Here is a 21,200-nt window from a genome sequence, read left to right on the forward strand (position 1 = left end):
AAGCTGTACCTGAGCCGTGGCAACGTAGCTGCCGCCCGCCGCAAGGCCGTTCAGTTGTTGAAAGCGCTGCAACTGTTGGAGGTGACCGTATGACCGCCGTCAGCCCATGCACCAAGTGCCGCGACAACTTCCCGATGCCCGAAGCTGTGGACTACTTCGACCAGCGTGTCATAGCGGATTACACCCAGCGCCGCGCCGCTTGCACTGCCGTGCCTGACGCTGAAAAGCCATGCCTCAAACCAGCGCCAGCCGCACCCACCAGTACACAGACAGAAAGCAACAACATGGCCGCCGAACAGACCTTCGCCACCTTCCCCTTTGCTGACTCCTTCGCCGTGCTGGCCGACGATACCGCTGTCTATCTGTGCCCGCAAAGCGTGGCCCGCCTGAGCAGCGCCGTGCAAGGCATTCACACCTTGACCGCCATGTTGGGACAGCGCGAACTTGATTCTGAAGTTGGCCTGGAGGCGCCCTGCACATTCGGGCCGAGCGTGGCTATGGGCATCTTGGCCGCCCTGAGCTGCTGCGCTGAGGTGGTGGATGCCGCTGCCAGCGGCCGCATCTTCCCGATGGCGCAGCGCGTGCAAGCTGGAAGCGCCGCCCACCGTCACATGGAGCAAGCCGCTATGCAGGCCGGGCGCATGGAAAAGGGCCGGTAATGAGCGCCGCCATTGAATCTGCTTTCAGCACGGCCATGGCTGGCGCTGGATTGCAGCCGCCCGACGACGTGCACGCCGATGGCGTAATCCACCGCTACAGCGCCACCGGCAAGCGCGGCGACCAAAGCGCTTGGTACGTGCTGCACCTCGACGGTGTGCCCGCTGGCTCGTTCGGCTGCTGGAAAGCTGGCCTGACTTCGACCTGGTGCAGCCGAGCTGACAGCGACCTGACCGAAGCCGAGCGCAGCGCCCACCGTGAGCGCATCAAGGCCATGCAGCGCCAGCGTGATGCCGATGAAAAGCAGCGCCACCAGTGCGAAGCCGACAAGGCCCGCGCTCGTTGGCTGGCTGCTGCTATTCGCTGCCAGCATCCCTACCTGACCCGTAAGGGGGTGCAGGCGTATGGCATCCGCCAAGACGGTGACACGCTGCTGGTGCCCTTGCGCGATACATCGGGCCTGCTGCACAGCCTGCAAACAATCGACACCGACGGCAACAAGCGATTCAAGGGCCGCATGAAGGGCTGCTATCACCCCATAGGCCGCCCCCAAGGCGTTCTCGTTGTGGGTGAGGGTTACGCCACCTGCGCAAGCATTCACGCGGCTACTGGCCACGCTGTGGCTTGTGCCTTCAACGCTGGAAACCTGCTGCCCGTGGCTGCTGCACTGCGCCGCAAGTACCCCGATTTGGTGTTGCTGCTGGCTGCCGATGACGACCACCGCACCGAAGGCAATCCGGGCCTGACGGCTGCCACCGCCGCCGCGCTGGCTGTGGGCGGCTACCTGGTCAAACCGCAGTTTTCTGCCGAGCGCCCGCCCAAGGCCACCGACTTCAACGACTTGCACCACCTCGACGGGCTGGCTGCCGTGCGCGCCTGCTTTGCCGAGGTGCTGGAGAACATTCCATGCTGACCACCGACACCACCGACACCGACACCACCGACACCAGTGTCGCCGCTGTCATCCAAGCTGCTGCTGCCGCGCCCACCAGCGCCAGCCGCATACCTGGAGAAAAAGACAGGCCCAAGTTTGTCGTCTTTGATGACTGGCACGAAGAAGGCGCGGCCAAACTGCGCCCCGGTGTCTGGCATTTTGGCGTTAAGCCGAGCAAGGGTGACGCACCGCCCACGCTGAGCCAAAAATGGGTGTGCAGTCCGCTGCATATCGACGCCCTGACCACCGACAGCGGACACGGCAACTATGGCCGTCTGCTGCGCATCAAGACCACGCTGGGCCATTGGAAAACATGGGCCATGCCGATGGCCACATTGCGCGGCGACTGCACCGACTTGCGCGGCGAGCTGCTGGGTATGGGTGTGGAGATTGACCCGTATAACCGCAGCCTGCTGCCCGCCTATTTGCAAGAGCAAGCGCCCAAACGCCGCGTACAGTGCGCCCTGCAAACGGGATGGGCCAGCGCCGATTACAAAGCCTTTGTGCTGCCCGATAGCGTTATCGGCCCCCAAGCCAACAGCGTGGTTTACCAGACCGAAGGCCGCACCGCCGATGAATACACCACAGCAGGCACGCTAGCCGGATGGCAGGCAGGCACCGCCGCCATGGCAGTGGACAACCCGCTGTTGGTGTTGTCCCTGTGCGCTGCCTTTGCCGGGCCGGTGCTGGCGCGCTGTGGTGCAGAGTCCGGCGGTATCCACCTGATAGGCGACAGCAGCACCGGCAAGACCACCGCCATCGAATCCGCCTGTTCCGTATGGGGCGGGCCGGGTTTCAAGCGCAGTTGGCGCACCACCTCGAACGGCTTAGAAGGCGCTGCCGCCATGTTCAATGACAGCCTGCTGGCGCTGGACGAAATCAGTGAATGCGACCCGCGCGCTGTGGGTGAAACGATTTATATGTTGGGCAATGGGCGCGGCAAACAACGCGCCGGGCGCAGTGGTGCAGCCCGTGCTGTGGCGCGCTGGCGCAGTAGCGTGCTGAGCACTGGCGAGCGCAGCATCACCACCACGATGGCGGAGGGTGGCCACCGCATCAAGGCGGGCCAGACCGTGCGCTTACTCGACGTGCCAGCGCAACGCCAGTACGGCGCATGGGACTGCCTGCACCAGTTCGCCAGCGGTACAGAGTTCTCGGATGCACTGAAACGCGAAGCTGCAACGCACTACGGCCATGCGGGACGGGCTTTCCTCGAAAAACTGAGCCGTGACCACGACACCAGCTTTAGTGCTGCCCTCGACGCCATCAAGGCGCTGCCCGGCCTACAGGGTGAAGGCAGTCAGGCCGCGCGCGCTGCCGCTCGTTTTGCAGTGCTGGCGCTGGCTGGTGAGCTGGCCACCACCTATGGCGTGACCGGCTGGCCCAAGGGTGCAGCTATCGAAGCCGCCGCCGTGGGCTTTGCTGCCTGGCAGTCCTTGCGCGGCCCGGACAAAGGCAACAGCGAGCGCGGCCAAATTGCTGACCGCATCAATGGCTTTTTGGAGCGCCACGGGGACAGCCGATTTACCGATGCCGACCACGAAGACGAACAGCGCGCGCTGCTGGTGCGTGACCGGGCCGGATGGTGGCGCGACACCAGCAACGGGGGCCGCGTGTACCTGTTCACATCCGAAGGTATGCGCGAAGCTTTGAAAGGCTTTGACTTCGCCCGCGCGCTCGATACCTTGCAAGAGCTGGGATTGATTGACAGGCCGGGCGCCGATGGCAAGCGCGCCAAGTCAACCCGCATCCATGGGCGCGTCCTGAAGCTGTACGCCGTCACGCCAGACCAAGAGGGGGCCGTATGAGCTTGCGTGACGTGATGGCGTTTGTCCAAAAGCAGCAACGCACGGGCGTTTGTGTAACCCCTGTAACCCCTGGAATTTTGAGCGGGGTTACGCTGAAACCCGCATGGATAGGGCGTGTGCCCCCTGTAACCCCTGTAACCCCGCATTTGTACGAAGTCCAAGCTGTTGCACCAATTGCGCTACCTGCTGCACCACCAGCGCCAGCACCCGAGCCGACCGACTGGCGCGAGTTGGACATGGCTTATCAGGTGCACCACGTCAAATGCCCGACCTGCATAGCTGCCGGGCGTGGTGTGCGCTATGGCTTGCGCTGTGGTGTGGGTGCCGCGCTGTGGGTGGCCTATGAAACCGCAGCGCGCAATACGCCACCGCCGTGGCGCCAGCCCAAGAAAGGCCGCAATGATTGACAACATGAAACCCCCGGTTGCAAAGCCCCGGCTATCACCTGAGCTACGGGCGCAAGTGTTGGAGCTGCGCCGCTCGAACAGCATCACCGAAGTGGCGCGCATCACTGGCGTGGCTGTTGGTGCTGCGGTGGTGCTGAGGCGACAAAGGTACTCCTGAGCGGTTTCGAACTGTCGGGGGGCGCAGACGCAAGCGCTGGCAGTTTTTCACCACCCTTATGGCTATTGTTTCGATAGCAAAATATCATCCGCCGCACCATCGGCCTGCACTGCGCTGCTGGTGCGCCGTGGCCAGCAGCGCGCCAGTCAGTTATCGAATACAGAAATGTCCCGCGTTTGAACACCAAGCGGCTTGTTGGATGCGTGACCGTGGGCGAACTGGCCAGCACCCAGCGCGCTAAATTTCTTCACCCGTTTTGCTAGGAGTAAGCGCGCTGAAAAATTGGAGCTGTTTTGCTGGCGCTGGTGGCCAGATTCGGAAAATGCGCTTACATCCGTAGTTACATCGTAGAAAAAAGAAAAAGCGCGCTACCTTTTCGATAGCGCGCTTTCCTTGTGGGCTGTGGTGGGTCCTGACAGATTCGAACTGTCGACCTACGGATTAAGAGTCCGCTGCTCTACCAACTGAGCTAAGAACCCCACTCTTGAAATGTTTCTGCGTTTTGCAGAGTCACGAATTATGCACCAGCTTTTTTGCCCGCAGCCCCAGAAATTGAAAAAAGAACCGGAAAAATCACTGCATGGCGTTGCGACTGGCCAGCTCGACAAACAGGCCGCTCTGGTCCAGAGCGCCCAGTCCGTGCTCGACGCTTTGGGCGTACAGGCTTTCGAGCAGGGTGCTGACTGGAGCATCAAAACCGATGTCCTGTGCCGTAGCCAGGGCGTTGCGCAGGTCTTTCAGCTGCACCGCCATGCGCCCGCGCGCAATAAAATCGCGCTCCACCATGCGCTTGCCGTGGACTTGCAGAATGCGGCTGTCGGCAAAGCCGCCGCTGATGGCGTCGCGCACCTTGGCCATGTCGGCACCGCCTTTGGCGGCAAACAGCAGTGCTTCGGCGACGGCACCAATGGTGATGCCGACAATCATTTGGTTGGCCAGCTTGGCCAGTTGGCCAGCGCCATGCGGACCGACATGCGTGGCGCGGCCCAGTGCCGCGAACACCACCAGCGCGCGCTGGAAGTCAGCCGGTTTACCGCCCACCATGATGGCCAGCGTGCCAGCTTCGGCGCCCACCGTGCCGCCCGAAACCGGCGCATCCAAATGTGCCACATGCCGCTCGCTCAGACGCGCGGCATGGTCGCGCGCCTCACTGGGCTGGATGGAGGCCATCTCGATATACAAACTGCCGGGGCGCAGCGCTTCTACGCAGCCTTGTTCAAACAATACTTGGGCGACGACCAAGCCGTTTTCCAGCAGACTGATGGTGATGTCGGCTTGGCGTACAGCATCTGCTGCGTATTTATGCACCGTAGCGCCGGCAGCGGCCAGCGGCTCTGCCTTGGCGCGGGTGCGGTTCCAGACATGGACACGGTGGCCGGCGTCGCACAGGCACCGGGCCATGGGCAGGCCCATCATGCCGGTGCCGAGCACGGCGACGGAAACAGGGGTGGCAGTAGTGGCGACGACAGAAGAAGCGGTCATGGGCGGTGATCTGGAGTAGATGACACCACCATCATGGGCTTTTTCTGTACGCCTGCCTGTCAGGCAGCTTGCAACTGTATGTCTGCCCGCATGGGGCGTTACATCAGGTTTTCGCTGGCGTTCTCGCCGCCCAGAATGACGTAATTGACCTTGCGCACGTCCATGAGCTTTTTGCCGCCAGCGTAGCTGATGGAGCTTTGCACATCCTGCTCCATTTCCACCAGCGTGTCGGCCAAGTGGCCCTTGACGGGTTCGAGGATGCGCTTGCCTTCGACGTGGCGGTACTCGCCCTTGTTGAAGTCTGAGGCCGAGCCGTAGTACTCCTTGTACAGCTTGCCGTCGACTTCGACGGTCTGGCCCGGCGACTCTTCGTGGCCGGCCAGCAGCGAGCCGATCATCACCATGGTGGCACCAAAGCGGATGCTCTTGGCAATGTCGCCGTGGTGGCGAATGCCGCCGTCGGCAATGATCGGCTTGGTGGCCACGCGGGCGCACCATTTCAAAGCCGACAGCTGCCAGCCGCCGGTGCCAAAGCCGGTCTTGAGCTTGGTGATGCAGACTTTGCCCGGGCCGATGCCGACCTTGGTGGCGTCGGCGCCCCAGTTTTCCAGGTCAATGACGGCCTCGGGCGTGGCTACGTTGCCGGCGATGATGAAGGTCTGGGGCAGTTTCTCCTTGAGGTAGCCGATCATGTTCTTCACGCTGTCGGCGTGGCCGTGCGCGATGTCGATGGTCACGTACTCGGGTGCCAGTCCGGCGCTGAGCAGCTGGTCCACCGTGTCGTAGTCGGGCTGCTTGACGCCCAGTGAGATCGAGGCAAACAGGCCCTGGGCCTGCATGTGCTTGACGAACTGCACATTGTCAAAGTCAAAGCGGTGCATGACATAGAAGTAGCCGTGCTGGGCCAGCCAGACGCACAGCGGCTCGTTGATCACGGTCTTCATGTTGGCGGGCACCACCGGCAGGCGAAACGACCGATCACCCAGCATCACGCTGGTGTCGCATTCCGAGCGGCTGTCCACTTGGCACTTGCGGGGCAGCAAAAGAATGTTGTCGTAGTCAAAAATTTCCATTGGCTTCCAAGCTCCATCGGGGGAGGCAGCAAAACGATTTCTGCTGCGCTGGGCGCTTGGCTTGCCGACCGGTCTTGTGGGTGGAAACCGCTAGGATTTCCCCCAGCCCTGCGCTGCGCAGGCACAAAAAACCGGGCTGCAAGAAACTTGGGCCCGGTGCGCGATTGTACCCATGCCCTTACCGGCTGCGGCCTGGTGGCACAGCGCCTGCATTGCCAGCAGGGAGAAACCAGGGTGCGCAGCGCGTAGCCAGAAAGACAGTGCCTGGTCCGGCGCCTTTCGCCGGCTGTGCACGCGCGCCAGGGCGGCTTTCTACAATGGCGCCATGCCTGCACAAGACCTGTTTTCTGGCGCACCAGCGCCTTTTGGCGCTGCCCCCAGCGCTGCCGCCCCGCCGTTGCTGGCGCATCTCAACCCCGAGCAGCTGGCTGCCGTCACGCTGCCGACCGGCCACGCGCTCATCCTGGCCGGCGCCGGCTCGGGTAAAACGCGGGTGTTGACCACGCGCATTGCCTGGCTGTTGCAAAACGGTCTGGCCACGCCGGGCAGCATCTTGGCGGTGACGTTTACCAACAAGGCGGCTAAAGAGATGGTGGCGCGCTTGTCGGCCATGTTGCCCGTGAGCGTGCGCGGCATGTGGATTGGCACCTTCCACGGCCTGTGCAACCGCTTGCTGCGCGCGCACCACCAAGCCGCCGGTCTGCCGCAGTCGTTTCAGATTTTGGACACGCAAGACCAACTCTCGGCCGTCAAGCGCCTGTGCAAGCAATACAACGTGGATATCGAACGCTTTGTGCCCAAGCAGCTGCAATACTTTATTGCGGGCTGCAAGGAAGAGGGCCAGCGCCCGCGCGACGTGCCGGTGGCCGAGCACGACACCGACGGGCGCAAGAAGGTCGAGCTGTACCAGCTGTACGAAGAGCAATGCCAGCGCGAAGGCGTGGTTGATTTTGGCGAGCTGATGCTGCGCAGTTACGAGCTGCTGCGCGACCACGACGCTATCCGCGTGCACTACCAGCGGCGTTTTGCGCACATCCTGGTGGACGAGTTTCAGGACACCAACAAGCTGCAATATGCGTGGCTGAAGCAACTGGCCGGCGATGAGGTCGATGGCCATTTTGAAGCGCGTGGCAGTGTGATGGCCGTCGGTGACGATGACCAGAGCATCTACGCCTTTCGCGGCGCACGCGTCGGCAATATGGCCGATTTTGTGCGCGAATTTGACGTGCAGCGGCAGATCAAGCTGGAGCAAAACTACCGCAGCTACAGCCACATCTTGGACGCCGCCAACCAGCTCATCGAGCACAACACCGGGCGCCTGGGCAAGAACCTGCGCACCGAACAAGGCCCAGGCGAGCCGGTGCGCGTGTATGAGGCGCCGAGCGATTTGATGGAAGCGCGCTGGATGGTGGAGGAGATTCGCCAGCTGGTCAAAAGTGACGGTTTTAAGCGCCAGGAAATCGCCGTGCTGTACCGCAGCAACGCGCAAAGCCGCATCATCGAATCGACCCTGTTCAACGCCGCCGTGCCCTACCGCGTCTATGGCGGCCTGCGCTTTTTTGAGCGCGCTGAAGTCAAAAGCGCGCTGGCCTATCTGCGTCTGCTGGAGAACCCGCAGGACGACACCAGCTTTATGCGGGTGGTCAACTTTCCGCCGCGCGGGATTGGGGCGCGCAGCGTTGAGGTGCTGCAGGACGCGGCGCGCAGCATCGGCTGCTCGCTGCACGATGCGGTCAGCACGGTGCCAGGCAAAGCAGGGGCCAATTTGGGTGCCTTTGTCGCCATGGTGGATGTGTTGCGCGAGCGAACGCAAGGGCTGACGCTGCGCGCCATCATCGAGCAGATGCTGCAATCGACCGGCCTGCTGGAGCACTACCGCGCTGAAAGAGAAGGCGCCGACCGGGTGGAAAACTTGGAAGAACTGGTCAACGCCGCCGAGAGCTTTGTCACGCAAGAAGGCTTTGGTCGCGACGCCGTAGCGCTGCCGCTGGACGAGCACGGCGCGCCACTGACGCAGAGCCCGGTCAGCCAAGGCTTGGACATGAACGCGCCTTTGTCTGCCTCTGCTGTTCCTGGCATCGTGGACATCGACACCGGCGAAACCTTGTCGCCGCTGGGCGCCTTCCTGACGCACGCGGCACTGGAAGCGGGCGACAACCAGGCCCAAACCGGCCAAGACGCCGTGCAACTGATGACGGTACATGCCAGCAAGGGGCTGGAATTTGACGCCGTATTCATCGGTGGCATGGAAGACGGCCTGTTTCCGCACGAAAACGCCCTGAGCGATCGCAACGGCATCGAAGAAGAGCGCCGCCTGATGTATGTCGCCATCACCCGCGCGCGCAAACGCCTGTACTTGAGCCATTCGCAAACACGCCTGCTGCACGGCCAGACGCGCTACAACGCCAAGAGCCGTTTCTTTGACGAACTGCCGGAGAGCGCGCTGAAGTGGATCACGCCCAAGCAATCGGGCTTTGGTACCTTTACTCCTGATTCGATAGCTGGTAGCGCTTATCCACAAAGCGCTGCAGGCCGATATGGCTATAAATCAGACACTTTTGCCAGTCCCCCCGTACCACCGCAAAAGGCTGCGCCAGCGCACGGCCTGCGTGCCGGGCTGGCGGTGTTCCATGCCAAATTTGGGGAAGGCCAAGTGCTGGCGCTGGAAGGCACCGGCGACGATGCCCGCGCCCAGGTGAATTTTCCGCGCCACGGTACCAAGTGGCTGGCCCTGTCGGTGGCCAAGCTAACGGTGGTGGAGTAGGGTAGGGCGCTGCAGCCGCTGTCACGCCGCTGTCATGTCTGCGTCATGGCGGTGTCGCAATGGCTTTGTACGCTCCTTGGGATTGCCATCCCCACATCCAAGGAGCCCCGATGACCCACCGCCAGACTGCGCCCGAGACGCCTGTCGATTTCAACAACGACAACGCCAACACGTCCACCAACACCAGCTTCGAGTCGGTGCTGCGCGCACGCCTGTCGCGCCGGCGCCTGCTGCGCGGCAGCGTCGGCGGTGTGGGTACGGCCCTGCTCGGGGGCCTGGGCCTGAGCGCCTGTGGCGGCAGCGGTGGCGAGAGCGATCCGGTGACACCACCGGCCGCACAGGTGCTGGGTTTTGCCGCTGTGGGCAAGAGCTTGGCCGACAGCGTCAGCGTGCCGGCGGGTTACACCGCCAGCGTGCTGTATGCGCTGGGCGACCCGGTGCTGCCGGGCACCAGCGCCTACAAAAACGACGGCAGCGACAGCGACTTTGAGCAGCGCGGCGGCGACCACCACGACGGTATGGAGTGGTTTGGTCTGGGTGCCGAGGGCCAGCGCAGCGACAGCGCCACCGAGCACGGCCTGCTGGCCATCAACCACGAGGCCACCACCGATGAGAAGCTCTCGTCCTTCTTCATCCACGCCAACGGCGGCACGGCCACGTTGCCACGCCCGGCAGTAGAGGTGGACAAGGAGGTGGCATTGCACGGCATTGCCGTGATCGAAGTCACCCGCCGCAAAGACGGCTGGGGCTATCAGACCGATTCCAAGCGCAACTTTCGCCTCACGCCGCTCTCGCCGATGGAGCTGTCGGGCCCAGCGCGCGGCAGCGCCCAGCTAGTGACGAAATACGCCCCCGCTGGCACCACCACGCGCGGCACACTGAACAACTGCGGCACCGGCAAAACGCCTTGGGGCACCTTTCTGAGTGGCGAAGAAAACTGGTTCGGCTATTTCACCCGCGCTGCCACCGACGATGCCGTACGCGCCGACCAGAGCGTGGTGGCCCTCAAGCGCTATGGCCGCAACCAGGGCGCGGCCTCGCGCCACGGCTGGGAAACCGGCGGTAGCGAAGACAAATACCAACGCTGGGACATCAGCCAGCGCGGCAGCTCGGCCAACGGCAGCGACGACTACCGCCACGAGATGAATGGCATGGGCTACATCGTCGAAATCGACGCCTATGACAAAACCCGCCTGCCGAAAAAGCGTACCGGCCTGGGCCGCTTTGCTCACGAAAGCGCCGCCTTTGGCTCGGTGGTGGTGGGCCAGCCGCTCACGGTGTATATGGGTGATGATTCGCGCGGCGAATACATCTACAAATTTGTCTCTCGTACCGCGTGGAGTGCGCAGGATGCCAACGCCGCCGACCGCTTGGCGGTGGGCGACAAGTACCTCGATGCCGGCACGCTGTACGTGGCGCGCTTCCATGCCGACGGCACCGGCCAGTGGATGGAACTGTCGCTGGCCAACCCAGCCGTGGCGGGTTACGCCGGCTATCGGTTTGCCGACGCCGCTGATGTCGCCATCCACACCCGCCTGGCGGCCGACGCCGCCGGCGCCACCAAAATGGACCGGCCCGAGTGGAATGCCGTCAACCCGGCCAATGGTGAGGTCTATTTCACGTTGACCAACAACAGCAACCGCAGCCTGGATCCGAGCAGCAGCCAGTATTTGCCCGATGCTGCCAATCCGCGTGCTTATACCGACATGAAGGGGGAAGCCAAGCAAAACGGCAACCCCAATGGTCATCTGGTGCGCCTGAAGGAACACGACAGTGGTTTCCAGTGGGATGTGTACCTGTTCGGCGCCGAGGCCGGGGCCGATCAAGGCTTGGTGAATATTTCCGCGCTGACCCAGGACCAGGATTTTTCCAGCCCCGACGGTTTGGTATTCAGTAAAGCTACCGGCATTTGCTGGATTCAGACCGACGACGGCGCTTACACCGATGTCAGCAACTGCATGATGCTGGCCGCCGTGCCAGGGCGCGTCGGCGATGGTGGCGCTCGGACGCTGTCGTACACCCGGGCCGATGGCAGCCAGCTGGACGTACTGACGCAGGTCGGCAAACCCGCCACGCCGGACACGCTGAAGCGCTTTCTGGTCGGCCCCAAGGGTTGCGAAATCACCGGTCTGACCGAAACGCCGGATGGCAAGACGATTTTTGTCAACATCCAGCACCCGGGTGAATCGACCAAGATGGCTGACGTGGCGGACCCCGCCAAATACCAGAGCCAGTGGCCGGCCAACGCCGGCTATGGCGCGGGGAAACGCCCCCGTTCAGCCACGATCGTCATTACCAAGAACGACGGCGGCAAGGTCGGCACCTGAGGACCGTAGGTCTGCCGCTTCAAGCCGTCTCGGGCCAAGACGGATAAGAAGGGTAAGGCGCCAGTCCGTGGCGTATGCGCGCCCGGTCGCAGGCTGCGCTACCGGCGGCGAATTCGCGGCACGGCGAAGGTCGCCATTCGTAGATGCCGCAGGCCACCTTTTCGCCTAACTTGCCGGTGAGTGCGGCGCAGCGTGGGGAGCGGTAGTCGGTACCACGCATTCGGCACAGGTGTTCGGTGAGCTGCTCGGCCAAGCCGGAAGGCACCCGACCGCCGCAGCCCTCCAGTTCCTGCACGGCAAAGTCCACGCGGAAACTGGCACAGCAGACGCCGCAGGTGAGGCAAAGGTCGTGCATAAAGCGGTAATAAAGAGTAAAAAAGCGGCCGCAGCCGCTGTGTTTTTGGTTTGAAGGGATGTGGCGGGTTACGCCTGCCGACCCAGCAGCAGGTATTCCATCAGCGCCTTTTGGGCGTGCATCCGGTTCTCGGCCTCGTCCCAAACCACCGATTGCGGGCCGTCGATGACGTCGGCTTCCACCTCTTCGCCGCGGTGCGCTGGCAGGCAGTGCATGAACAGGGCGCCGGGTTGGGCCACCGACATCATCTCGGCATCGACGCACCAGTCGGCAAAGGCCTTCTTGCGCTCTTCGTTTTCGGCTTCGTAGCCCATGCTGGTCCAGACGTCGGTGGTGACCAGGTCAGCGCCGCGGCAGGCGTCCAGCGGGTTCTTGAAAAATTGATAGCTGCCAGCGCTGGTGCCGCCTGCGCCCATGGCCAGTTTCTCGTCCACTTCGTAGCCGCTGGGGGTACTCACATGCACCTTGAAGCCGAGCAGCTGCGCCGCCTGCAGCCAGGTGTTGGCCATGTTGTTGCCATCACCGACCCAAGCCACGGTCTTGCCCTGGATGGAGCCACGGTGCTCGATGAAGGTGAAGATGTCGGCCAGGATTTGGCACGGGTGGAACTCGTTGGTCAGGCCGTTGATGACCGGCACGCGCGAGTCAGCGGCAAAGTCCTCGATCTTGGTCTGCTCAAAGGTGCGGATCATCACCAAATCGACCATGCGGCTGATGACCTTGGCGCTGTCGTTGATCGGCTCGGCGCGGCCCAGTTGGCTGTCGCCGGTGGTGAGGTGGACCACGCTGCCGCCCAGCTGGTACATGCCGGCCTCAAAGCTGACGCGGGTGCGCGTGCTGGCTTTTTCAAAAATCATCGCCAGCGTGCGGTCGGCCAGCGTGTGGTGCTTTTCGTAGGCCTTGAACTTCTTTTTGATGAGGGCGGCGCGCTCGAACAGGTAGGCGTATTCGTCGGCATTGAGGTCGTTGAATTGCAGATAGTGTTTCATGGCATCCAGGTCGGTCGCGGGGCGGGTGGCCCCGGTTATTCGGCCAGCAGGTCTTTGACCAGCGGAGTGAGCAGGGCGACGATTTCATCGGCCTCAGTGGTGGTCAAGATCAGCGACGGCACCATGCGAATCACGCTGTCGGCGGTCACGCTGATCAGGAGTCCGGCCTGGGCGGCGCGGGCCACCAGCACGCCGCAGGACTTGGTCAGCTCGATGCCAATCATCAGGCCCTGCCCGCGAATGTCTTTTACCCCCGGCAAGCTGCCCAGTTCGCGCTGCAGGGTGGCCCTCAGGTGGGCGCCCACCGTAGCAGCGTTTTCCAGCAGGCCGTCGGCTTCCATGATGCGGATGGTTTCAACGCCAGCACGCATCGCCAGCGGGTTGCCGCCAAAGGTCGAGCCGTGGTTGCCTGGCTGCAGCACGTTGGCAGCTTTGGGGCCGGCGACAACGGCGCCAATCGGCACGCCTGAGGCCAGCCCCTTGGCCAGCGGCATCACGTCGGGCACGATGCCGGCCCACTGGTGGGCAAACCATTTGCCGGTGCGGCCCATGCCGCATTGCACTTCGTCAATCATCATCAGCCAGCCGCGCTCGTTGCACAGTTGGCGCAACTGTTGCAGGTAGTCGATGCGCATCGGGTGGACGCCGCCTTCGCCCTGGATGGTCTCAAAGAACACCGCCACCACATTGGGGTTGCCTTCGGTGGCGGCCTGGATGGCGGCAATGTCGTTGACCGGCACGCGGATAAAGCCTTCGACCAGCGGACCAAAGCCGGTGTGGATTTTGGGGTTGCCGGTGGCCGACATGGTGGCAATCGAGCGGCCGTGGAAGGCTTTTTCGTAGACCACGATTTCGGGTTGGGCGATGCCTTTATCGACGCCGTATTTGCGCGCGATTTTCAGCGCCGCCTCATTGGCTTCCAGGCCCGAATTGCAGAAGAACACATTGCTCATGCCCGACAGCTCGACCAGTTTGGCGGCGAGTTGCTCCTGCAGCGGGATGTGGTAATAGTTCGAGGTATGGATCAGTTGGGTCAGCTGCTCTTGCAACGCAGGCACCAGTTGGGCATGGTTGTGGCCCAGGGTGTTGACCGCAATGCCACCCAGCGCATCCAGGTACTGCTTGCCGTTGACGTCCCACACACGGCAGCCCTGACCGCGCGCCAGCGCAATCGGCACGCGGCCATAGGTGTTCATCACGTGGGGTGAGGCGGCCTCAATGAAAGCGGTCATGCAGGGAATCTCCAGTCAGTGCGGGGACGGGCCAACCCCAACGGGCGGGCCAGAAAAAAGAACACTGATTCTAGAACGGCCCCATGCCTCTGGCAGACGGGAAAAATAGGGGTAACTCTTATATAAGAGTTACAATGCCCGGTTACCGCGCAACAAGCAGCGATCCTGCGCAGGCTGCTGAATTATTTTTCATAACCCGATGGTCTCTCCTTCATCTCAAGAAGTTTTCATCCAGGGCATCACACTGGCCGGAAAAACCTTCCGCCCCAGTGACTGGGCCGAGCGACTGGCCGGTGTGATGAGCAGCTTTCGCCCCGGCGGCAGCCAGCCGGGCAGCCATCTGTCCTATTCGCCCTGGTGCGTGCCTACGGTCATCAACGGCACCAAGTGCGTCATCGTCAATTACGCGCTGCGCGACTACGAACCGATGGCCTGGGATTTCGTCATGAACTTTGCGCGCGACAACTCGTTGCAAGTGGCCGAGGCGTGCCTGCTGCCCGATCCGCCCGCAGTTGCCAAGCCCTGATTCCGCGTAATCACTACAAAATTAATAGCTTAAAGCGCAAGCCAGCCAATGGTTTGCGGCTGATTTGACCTGATTTTCAGTCTGCACCAGACACAAAAAAGCCGTCTTGCGACGGCTTTTTTGCTTTTGCTGACAGCGCACCCGTTACAAACGGCGAGCGATCTAGACTTCAGGTCCTAGGCCGCTCGGGCTGTTTGCCTGAAGTGGGTCAGGCGGCCAGTGCCAAGGCTTTCACCTTGGACGACAGGCGACTCTTATCGCGAGCGGCCTTGTTCTTGTGGAAGATGCCCTTGTCAGCAATGGTATCGACCACAGCTTGCATCTTGGCGAACAGTTCGGTCGCCTTGGTCTTATCGCCCGTCAGAACGGCTTTTTCGACGTTCTTGACTGCGGTACGGTATTTGGAACGCAGCGAAGTGTTCGCGGCGTTGATTTTCGTGTTCTGGCGGACGCGCTTGCGGCCTGACGCCAGACGGGGGTTCTTTTTCTTGGGTTTAGCAGATGCCATGGTATGTGTTCCTAATGTCTGAGGATGATGTCAGCAAAACCGGCGATTATAAGGCATACACTCTGCGCCGTGTCCTTGCTCAAAGCCGCTTCCACCGTCTCCCTGCTGACCCTGGCGTCCCGCGTCACGGGGCTGGCACGCGATCTCATCATGGCGTCGATGTTTGGCGCCAACGCGCTGACCGACGCTTTCAACGTCGCCTTTCGCATCCCCAACCTGTTTCGCCGCCTGTTTGCCGAGGGCGCCTTTAGCCAAGCCTTTGTGCCGGTGCTGGCCGCCGCCAAAGCGCAGCACGGCGAAGACGCGACGCGCGAACTGATCCACCACGTCGCCACCGTGCTGGCCTGGGCGCTGCTGGTGACCTGTGTGTTGGGCGTGCTCGGCGCGCCGCTGCTGGTGTGGCTGCTGGCCAGCGGTCTGCGCCAAAGCCCCGAGAGTTTTGACGCCGCCGTGGTGATGACGCGCTGGATGTTTCCCTACATCGGCTTCATGTCGATGGTGGCGCTGTCGGCCGGGGTGCTCAATACCTGGAAGCGCTTTGCCGTGCCCGCCGCCACGCCGGTGCTGCTGAACTTTTGCATGATTGGCGCGGCCTGGTGGGGCGCGCCGCTGCTGGCCGCACGCGGCATTGAGCCAATCTACGCCATGGCCGGCGGTGTGATCCTGGGCGGCGTGCTGCAACTGGCGGTGCAGGGGCCGGCGCTGTGGCGCATGGGGCTGCTGCCGCGCATCGGCTTCAGTGTTGCGGCGCTGCGCGCGGGCTGGGCTGACGCCGATGTGCGCCGCATTTTGCGGCTGATGGCGCCGGCCTTGCTAGGGGTCGGCGTGGCACAAATCTCGCTGATGATCAACACGCAGATTGCCTCGTACCTGGCGCCGGGCAGTGTCACCTGGCTGTTTTATGCCGACCGGCTGATGGAATTTCCGACCGCGCTGCTGGGCGTGGCCTTGGGCGTGGTGCTGACACCGGCGCTGTCGAGTGCCCGTGCGGCGGGCGACGCACAAAAATATTCCGCCATGCTGGACTGGGGCCTGCGCATCGTGGTGCTGCTAGCCGTGCCCTGCGCCGTCGGTTTGCTCACCTTTGCCGAGCCGCTGGTGGCCACGCTATTCCACTACGGCGCGCTGAAAGATAGCGACGTTGGCCAGATCGCCGTGGCGCTGGCCGGTTATGGTGCCGGCCTGCTGGGGTTGGTGGCGATCAAGGTGCTGGCGCCAGGCTATTACGCCAGCCAGGACATCCGCACGCCGGTGAAGATCGCTGTGGTGGTGCTGGTGATCACCCAGTTGTTCAACCTGGTGCTGGTGCCGCGCATGGCACACGCCGGGCTGGCGCTGTCGATTGGCTTGGGCGCGCTGGTGAATGCGGCGTGGCTGCTGGGGGGCTTGCTGCGGCGCGGCAGTTACCAGCCCCAGCCCGGCTGGCTGTTGTATGGCCTGCAGGTGCTGGCGGCCAGCGCGCTGCTGGCGGTATTTTTGTTGTGGGGCGCGCAGCATGTCGCGTGGATCGGGTTGCGAGCGCACAGTCTGGAGCGCGTCGGCTGGCTGGCCTTGCTGCTGTGCAGTGCGGCCGGGGTGTACTTTGCCGTGTTGCGCCTGACCGGTCTGAAGTTGCGCAGCATCCTCAAGCCCTGAGCCAGAGGCCGGGCTCTATACCCCCTGACTTGACGCCGGACGGTACGCCCCGTAAAACCCCCAGTATGTTGCCAAGTTACGCCGTCCCCACTCCGTTGGAATATTTTGCCGCCCTGGTGCAAAGCGATGATGAGTTTGCGCTGTTTGAAGCGGCGGCCAGCATTGCCCAGGACGAATATCCGGCCCTGGATGTACAGCAACTGCTCAGCGATATGGATCAACTGCAGGCGCGTCTGCAGCGGCGTCTGGGCCCGGATATGGCAGGGTTGCAGCGTTTGCATACCCTCAACCAGTTTTTCTTTACCGATCTGGGCTTTGGCGGCAACGTCAACCACTATTACGACGCGGAAAACAGCTACCTCAATGCCGTGCTGCGCACGCGCCGCGGCATTCCCATTACCCTGGGGCTGCTGTGGATGGAACTGGCCCAAAGCGCCGGTCTGCAGGTGCGTGGGGTCGCCTTTCCAGGGCACTTCATGGTCAAGGCGCTGCTGCCGCCCGGGCAGGTGCTGATGGATCCGTTCACCGGCCAATCGCTGTCGCGTGAAGAGTTGTCCGAGCGGCTGGAGCCGTACCAGCGCAGCCTTGGCTTGACCGAGAACGATGTGCCGTTGGCGTTCCACCTACAAGCGGCCACGCCGCGCGAAATCATCGCCCGCCTGCTGCGCAATCTCAAAGAAGTACACCAGGCGCAGCAAGACTGGCAGCGCCTGATTGCTGTGCAAGACCGCTTGGTGGTGCTGCTGCCCCAGGTGTGGAGCGAATGGCGCGACCGCGGTCTGGCCCATGCCGAATGCGGCCATGCTGCGCAGGCGCTGGCCGACTTGGAGATGTATCTGGCGCACACCGACGGACTAGACGCCGCGGCCGTCCATGCACGCATCCATACGTTGCGTCGCACCCCCAGTTGATTGCCCATCAATGACCCGTCGCCTGCGCCTGCCATCCCTCTCTTCCCTCACACGCGCTTACCAGCGCAACCTCAAAACACTCACGCGGGCCCTGAAGCCGGTACGGGCCAAGGCGGTCAAAGTAACGAAAAAAAGCGCCAAAAAAACCACAGCGGTCGTCAAGAGTGCCTCCGGTGTAAAACCTGTAAAGACTGCAAAACCTGCCACCAAGGCCGCGCGCAGCAAAGTTGCGCCGGTTGAGGGTGACTGGATTGCCGGCGTGGCCCTCGGCCTGGGGGGTGCGCGGCGCTTTCATTTGCATGTGCCGCCGGGCTTGGCCTTGCAGCCTGGAGAAAAGCTGCCGCTGATGGTCATGCTGCACGGCTGCGGCCAGACGGGCCTGGACTTTGCCAAGAGCACGCGCATGGGTCGGCTGGCGGCGCGCAAGCGTTTTCTGGTGCTCTATCCTGAACAGGAACGCATGGCCAACGCCCAGGGCTGCTGGAACTGGTTCCACCAGCGCAACGGCCAGGCCGATGCCGAGGCCACCATCTTGTGGGCCGCGGTGAATCAGGTGGCGCAGCGCTATCCGGTGGACTTGGCACGGGTGGCGGTGGCGGGGCTGTCGGCCGGCGCTTCCATGGCCGCGCTGATGGCTTTGCGCTTTCCGGAGCGCTTTCGTGCTGTGATCATGCATTCTGGGGTAGTGCCCGGTGCGGCAGAGTCCACGGCAACGGTGCTAGGGGCCATGATGGGGCAGCGCACCGGGCATTTGCCGTCGCCATATGCCGGTATCGCAGACCCCGCTGCGCTGATCACGCCCCTGCCGCCTTTGCTGGTGTTGCATGGCAATGTCGATGGTGTGGTGTCGGTGCGCAATGGCATCGCCACGGCGCAGTTGTGGGCGCAGTCACAGGGCGCCAAGGCGGGCGTCCCCACCACGCAGCAGCGCGGCAAACGCTATTCCATGCGGGTGACGGAATTCAAGGCGAACGGCCGGCCGGTGGCGGTGCTGCGCGAAATTTCTGGACTCGGTCATGCCTGGAGTGGCGGCGCCGCCAAGCTTCCCTACAGCGACTCTGCCGGGCCGGATGCCTCGGCATTGGCCTGGGCGTTTGCAGAGCGGGAATTCAAGAGAGTTGTAGGCAAATAGGCCTCTAGCCCTTAGATTCGTGCGGTTATAGCTATTTATTTAATAGCGATGTGCGGGTCACACCAGCCGCACCGCAAACAGTTCTTTTTTCAGATAGGCATAAAACAGCGGCGCAGCGACCAGCCCGGCAGCGCCAAAAATCGCCTCGGCGACAAACATCACCGACAGTAACTCCCACACGCCCATGTGCGTGCGCTGGCCCACCACCTTGGCGTTGATGACGTATTCGGCCTTGTGGATCAGCACCAGAAAACCCAGACAGGCGGCGGCAGCGGTGGGTGAGACCGACAGTCCGACGATGGTGATGACCGCGTTGCATACCAGATTGCCGACGATGGGGATCAGGCCGGCAACAAAGGTGAGCGTGATCAGCGCCGGCGTGTACGGCAGGGGCAGACTGGTCAGCGGCAGCACGCCCAGCAGAAAAATCGCTGTGAGGAAGGTGTTGAAGGTGGCAATCCAGAACTGTGCTGCGACGATCTGGCTGAAGGCCTCGCCAAAGCGCGTGATGCGCAAATGCAACTGCTGCGCCAGTGGACGTTGCGTACCTACCGTGGGGCGCACGGCAGCCAGCGTGCCAATCAGCAGGCCGACATAGGCGTGCAGCACACCGCCCAGCCAGGCGCGACCGGCCAGTGCTAGGGTCCCGGCTTTGGCCCCCAAGTAATTGGCGATGGTGCGTTGGATTTCGACCGTGCCTTCGGGCAGCAGGATGGCCATGTCGGGCGGCAGCTTCAGGCGAAACTCCAGCACGGTGCGCGCTAGGTAGTTGAGCAATTCACGGTATTGCTGCGGTGCTTCGCTTAGGTAGCCGCGCGAATGCGACAGGCCCAGCAGCAGCAAGCCCAGCGGCGCCACCACCACCAGGGTGGCGGCCAGCACCTGCGTCCAGCGCGGCAGCGGCGCGCCAGCGCGGCGATCGCGCGGAATGCGCGCCAACTGGTGCGCCAGCCAGCGCGTCAGTGCAAAACCCAGACAGGCAAACAGCAGCCCCGGCAGCAGGCCTTGCCACAGCAGCAGCAGCAAGCCACCGGCCATCAGCACATAGCTGCTGATGCGCACCCCGTGTGAGGGCAGTGGGGCTGAGGGTGCGCCCCCGGCCTGCGCCACGGCGTGGTACATGGCGACGGGGGCTGGCAAATGGGAGGGGGGCGCGGGGTGTCCGGAGGGGGTGGGGGCTGACATTGCGCGCGGCGCTGTGCTCTCAGTTGACGGTGACGGCGGCGCCGGTGCCGCGTGCGGCCACGGCACCGATGGTGAACACCTGCTCACCGGCAGCGCGCAGTGTGGCGGCGGTGGCCTCGGCGTGCGCTGCTTCCACGATCACCACCATGCCGATGCCGTTGTTGAAGGTGCGGTTCATCTCGGTGTCGTCGATCGCCGCCGTGCGCTGCAGCCAGGCAAACAGCTCGGTCTGCGGCCAGCTGCCTTTGACCAAATGTGCCGCTGTGCCTTCGGGCAGCACGCGCGGAATGTTCTCCAGCAAACCACCGCCGGTGATGTGCGCCAGCGCCTTGATCGGGTGCGCCGCCAGCGCGGTCAGCACGGTTTTCACGTACAGGCGGGTCGGCTGCATCACCGCTTGCTTGAACGGTTGACCGTCCAGCGTTTCTGGCAGGTTGCCGGCGGCCTCAGCGCGCTCGATGCACTTGCGCACCAAGCTGAAACCGTTCGAATGCACGCCGCTGCTGGCCAGGCCCAGCACCACATCGCCGACGGTAACGTTCTGTGGATTGAGGATTTTGGATTTTTCAACCGCGCCGACGGCAAAGCCGGCCAAGTCGTATTCGCCAGCCGGGTACATGCCCGGCATCTCAGCGGTTTCGCCGCCAATCAGCGCACAGCCCGACAGCTCGCAGCCTTTGGCAATGCCGCCGACCACCGCCGCAGCGGTGTCGATGTCCAGCTTGCCGCAGGCAAAGTAGTCCAAAAAGAACAACGGCTCGGCGCCTTGCACCAGCACGTCATTGACGCTCATGGCGACCAGATCGATGCCGACGGTGTCGTGCATGTTCCATTCAAACGCCAGTTTCAGCTTGGTGCCGACGCCGTCGGTGCCGGAGACCAGCACCGGTTCCTGGTAGCGCTTGGGCACTTCAAACAGCGCGCCAAAGCCGCCAATGCCGGCCAGCACACCCTCGCGCATGGTCTTTTTGGCCAGCGGCTTGATGCGCTCGATCAGGGCGTCGCCAGCGTCAATATCAACGCCAGCGTCTTTGTACGACAGAGGGGTGGTGGAGGGGGTAGAAGAGGATGCAGAAGAGCTCATGGCATGTGCAGCGCGGACCAGCGCGCCGGCAGAC

18 protein-coding genes and 1 tRNA gene are annotated in these 21,200 nt (G+C 63.0%); 10 read left to right on the forward strand and 9 right to left on the reverse strand.

The features are described 5' to 3' along the window. Positions 1–89: 89 nt before the first annotated feature. The 4 genes from Q390_RS0105335 to Q390_RS0105350 all read left to right on the forward strand — a co-directional run bounded on the left by Q390_RS0105335 (position 90) and on the right by Q390_RS0105350 (position 3,806). Entirely contained in the window at positions 90–659 is a 570-nt protein-coding gene (locus tag Q390_RS0105335; protein WP_027995136.1) for a hypothetical protein, read from the forward strand. Then, positions 659–1,570, forward strand: a complete 912-nt coding sequence (locus Q390_RS17620; RefSeq protein WP_037472271.1) for a toprim domain-containing protein — start codon at positions 659–661, stop codon at positions 1,568–1,570. Before Q390_RS0105335 ends, Q390_RS17620 begins: the two co-directional genes overlap by 1 nt. Then, the gene (locus tag Q390_RS17625; RefSeq protein ID WP_084153788.1) at positions 1,564–3,399 is read left to right on the forward strand and encodes a DUF927 domain-containing protein; all 1,836 of its coding nucleotides are present in this window, start codon (positions 1,564–1,566) and stop codon (positions 3,397–3,399) included. Before Q390_RS17620 ends, Q390_RS17625 begins: the two co-directional genes overlap by 7 nt. Positions 3,400–3,515: 116 nt before the next feature. Further along, positions 3,516–3,806, forward strand: coding sequence for a hypothetical protein (locus tag Q390_RS0105350; protein WP_156949833.1), 291 nt, complete (start codon positions 3,516–3,518; stop codon positions 3,804–3,806). Between the two features lie 560 nt (positions 3,807–4,366). Here the strand turns inward: Q390_RS0105350 and Q390_RS0105355 are convergent. The 3 genes from Q390_RS0105355 to Q390_RS0105365 form a co-directional block, all read right to left on the reverse strand. After that, positions 4,367–4,442, reverse strand: a tRNA-Lys gene (locus Q390_RS0105355). Between the two features lie 94 nt (positions 4,443–4,536). Continuing rightward, complete coding sequence (locus tag Q390_RS0105360) at positions 4,537–5,445, reverse strand: NAD(P)-dependent oxidoreductase (protein ID WP_051603060.1); 909 nt, start codon at positions 5,443–5,445, stop codon at positions 4,537–4,539. A 98-nt stretch (positions 5,446–5,543) separates the two neighbouring features. Further along, positions 5,544–6,518, reverse strand: coding sequence for a GMP reductase (locus Q390_RS0105365; RefSeq protein ID WP_027995139.1), 975 nt, complete (start codon positions 6,516–6,518; stop codon positions 5,544–5,546). Positions 6,519–6,843: 325 nt separating this feature from the next. Between Q390_RS0105365 and Q390_RS0105370 the strand changes: the two genes are divergently transcribed. Further along, positions 6,844–9,282 carry a UvrD-helicase domain-containing protein gene (locus tag Q390_RS0105370; protein ID WP_027995140.1) on the forward strand — a complete coding sequence of 813 codons (2,439 nt, stop codon included), beginning with the start codon at positions 6,844–6,846 and terminating at the stop codon, positions 9,280–9,282. A 110-nt stretch (positions 9,283–9,392) separates the two neighbouring features. Then, a complete protein-coding gene (locus tag Q390_RS0105375; RefSeq protein ID WP_027995141.1) occupies positions 9,393–11,609 on the forward strand; it encodes a PhoX family protein in 2,217 nt (738 codons plus the stop codon). Positions 11,610–11,628: 19 nt separating this feature from the next. On the opposite strand, the gene Q390_RS0105380 is transcribed toward Q390_RS0105375, so the two are convergent. From Q390_RS0105380 to Q390_RS0105390, 3 genes are all read right to left on the reverse strand, one after another. Beyond that, positions 11,629–11,964, reverse strand: coding sequence for a YkgJ family cysteine cluster protein (locus Q390_RS0105380; protein ID WP_027995142.1), 336 nt, complete (start codon positions 11,962–11,964; stop codon positions 11,629–11,631). A 68-nt stretch (positions 11,965–12,032) separates the two neighbouring features. Further along, on the reverse strand, positions 12,033–12,953 hold the full coding sequence (gene argF / locus Q390_RS0105385) for an ornithine carbamoyltransferase (protein ID WP_211250418.1): 921 nt from the start codon (positions 12,951–12,953) through the stop codon (positions 12,033–12,035). A 35-nt stretch (positions 12,954–12,988) separates the two neighbouring features. Further along, a complete protein-coding gene (locus tag Q390_RS0105390; RefSeq protein ID WP_027995144.1) occupies positions 12,989–14,185 on the reverse strand; it encodes an aspartate aminotransferase family protein in 1,197 nt (398 codons plus the stop codon). A 199-nt stretch (positions 14,186–14,384) separates the two neighbouring features. Between Q390_RS0105390 and Q390_RS0105395 the strand changes: the two genes are divergently transcribed. Further along, positions 14,385–14,711: a DUF3579 domain-containing protein gene (locus tag Q390_RS0105395; RefSeq protein ID WP_027995145.1), complete on the forward strand. Its 327-nt coding sequence runs from the start codon at positions 14,385–14,387 to the stop codon at positions 14,709–14,711. 208 nt (positions 14,712–14,919) lie between these two features. Here the strand turns inward: Q390_RS0105395 and rpsT are convergent, their stop codons facing one another. Then, positions 14,920–15,219: a 30S ribosomal protein S20 gene (rpsT, locus tag Q390_RS0105400; protein ID WP_027995146.1), complete on the reverse strand. Its 300-nt coding sequence runs from the start codon at positions 15,217–15,219 to the stop codon at positions 14,920–14,922. 69 nt (positions 15,220–15,288) lie between these two features. Here rpsT and murJ point away from each other — a divergent pair, with 69 nt between their 5' ends. The 3 genes from murJ (at position 15,289) to Q390_RS0105415 (ending at position 18,897) form a co-directional block, all read left to right on the forward strand. Beyond that, entirely contained in the window at positions 15,289–16,854 is a 1,566-nt protein-coding gene (murJ, locus tag Q390_RS0105405) for a murein biosynthesis integral membrane protein MurJ (RefSeq protein ID WP_027995147.1), read from the forward strand. A 65-nt stretch (positions 16,855–16,919) separates the two neighbouring features. Next, entirely contained in the window at positions 16,920–17,765 is an 846-nt protein-coding gene (locus Q390_RS0105410; RefSeq protein WP_027995148.1) for a SirB1 family protein, read from the forward strand. Positions 17,766–17,775: 10 nt separating this feature from the next. Then, the gene (locus Q390_RS0105415; RefSeq protein ID WP_027995149.1) at positions 17,776–18,897 is read left to right on the forward strand and encodes an extracellular catalytic domain type 1 short-chain-length polyhydroxyalkanoate depolymerase; all 1,122 of its coding nucleotides are present in this window, start codon (positions 17,776–17,778) and stop codon (positions 18,895–18,897) included. Between the two features lie 57 nt (positions 18,898–18,954). On the opposite strand, the gene Q390_RS0105420 is transcribed toward Q390_RS0105415, so the two are convergent. Continuing rightward, positions 18,955–20,019, reverse strand: coding sequence for an AI-2E family transporter (locus tag Q390_RS0105420; protein WP_027995150.1), 1,065 nt, complete (start codon positions 20,017–20,019; stop codon positions 18,955–18,957). A gap of 82 nt (positions 20,020–20,101) precedes the next feature. Further along, a complete protein-coding gene (gene purM, locus Q390_RS0105425) occupies positions 20,102–21,166 on the reverse strand; it encodes a phosphoribosylformylglycinamidine cyclo-ligase (RefSeq protein WP_037472274.1) in 1,065 nt (354 codons plus the stop codon). Positions 21,167–21,200 lie beyond the last annotated feature (34 nt).

It is taken from the genome of Simplicispira psychrophila DSM 11588 (assembly GCF_000688255.1).
Lineage (GTDB): Bacteria > Pseudomonadota > Gammaproteobacteria > Burkholderiales > Burkholderiaceae_C > Simplicispira > Simplicispira psychrophila.

What these genes read in the sequence shown, in the direction of transcription:
- Q390_RS0105335 (WP_027995136.1), top strand. Translation starts at nt 90, where the DNA reads ATGACCGCCGTCAGCCCATGCACCAAGTGCCGCGACAACTTCCCGATG.
- Q390_RS17620 (WP_037472271.1), top strand. Translation starts at nt 659, where the DNA reads ATGAGCGCCGCCATTGAATCTGCTTTCAGCACGGCCATGGCTGGCGCT.
- Q390_RS17625 (WP_084153788.1), top strand. Translation starts at nt 1,564, where the DNA reads ATGCTGACCACCGACACCACCGACACCGACACCACCGACACCAGTGTC.
- Q390_RS0105360 (WP_051603060.1), bottom strand. Translation starts at nt 5,445, where the DNA reads ATGACCGCTTCTTCTGTCGTCGCCACTACTGCCACCCCTGTTTCCGTC.
- Q390_RS0105365 (WP_027995139.1), bottom strand. Translation starts at nt 6,518, where the DNA reads ATGGAAATTTTTGACTACGACAACATTCTTTTGCTGCCCCGCAAGTGC.
- Q390_RS0105370 (WP_027995140.1), top strand. Translation starts at nt 6,844, where the DNA reads ATGCCTGCACAAGACCTGTTTTCTGGCGCACCAGCGCCTTTTGGCGCT.
- Q390_RS0105375 (WP_027995141.1), top strand. Translation starts at nt 9,393, where the DNA reads ATGACCCACCGCCAGACTGCGCCCGAGACGCCTGTCGATTTCAACAAC.
- Q390_RS0105380 (WP_027995142.1), bottom strand. Translation starts at nt 11,964, where the DNA reads ATGCACGACCTTTGCCTCACCTGCGGCGTCTGCTGTGCCAGTTTCCGC.
- argF (WP_211250418.1), bottom strand. Translation starts at nt 12,953, where the DNA reads ATGAAACACTATCTGCAATTCAACGACCTCAATGCCGACGAATACGCC.
- Q390_RS0105390 (WP_027995144.1), bottom strand. Translation starts at nt 14,185, where the DNA reads ATGACCGCTTTCATTGAGGCCGCCTCACCCCACGTGATGAACACCTAT.
- Q390_RS0105395 (WP_027995145.1), top strand. Translation starts at nt 14,385, where the DNA reads ATGGTCTCTCCTTCATCTCAAGAAGTTTTCATCCAGGGCATCACACTG.
- rpsT (WP_027995146.1), bottom strand. Translation starts at nt 15,219, where the DNA reads ATGGCATCTGCTAAACCCAAGAAAAAGAACCCCCGTCTGGCGTCAGGC.
- Q390_RS0105410 (WP_027995148.1), top strand. Translation starts at nt 16,920, where the DNA reads ATGTTGCCAAGTTACGCCGTCCCCACTCCGTTGGAATATTTTGCCGCC.
- Q390_RS0105415 (WP_027995149.1), top strand. Translation starts at nt 17,776, where the DNA reads ATGACCCGTCGCCTGCGCCTGCCATCCCTCTCTTCCCTCACACGCGCT.
- Q390_RS0105420 (WP_027995150.1), bottom strand. Translation starts at nt 20,019, where the DNA reads ATGTACCACGCCGTGGCGCAGGCCGGGGGCGCACCCTCAGCCCCACTG.
- purM (WP_037472274.1), bottom strand. Translation starts at nt 21,166, where the DNA reads ATGAGCTCTTCTGCATCCTCTTCTACCCCCTCCACCACCCCTCTGTCG.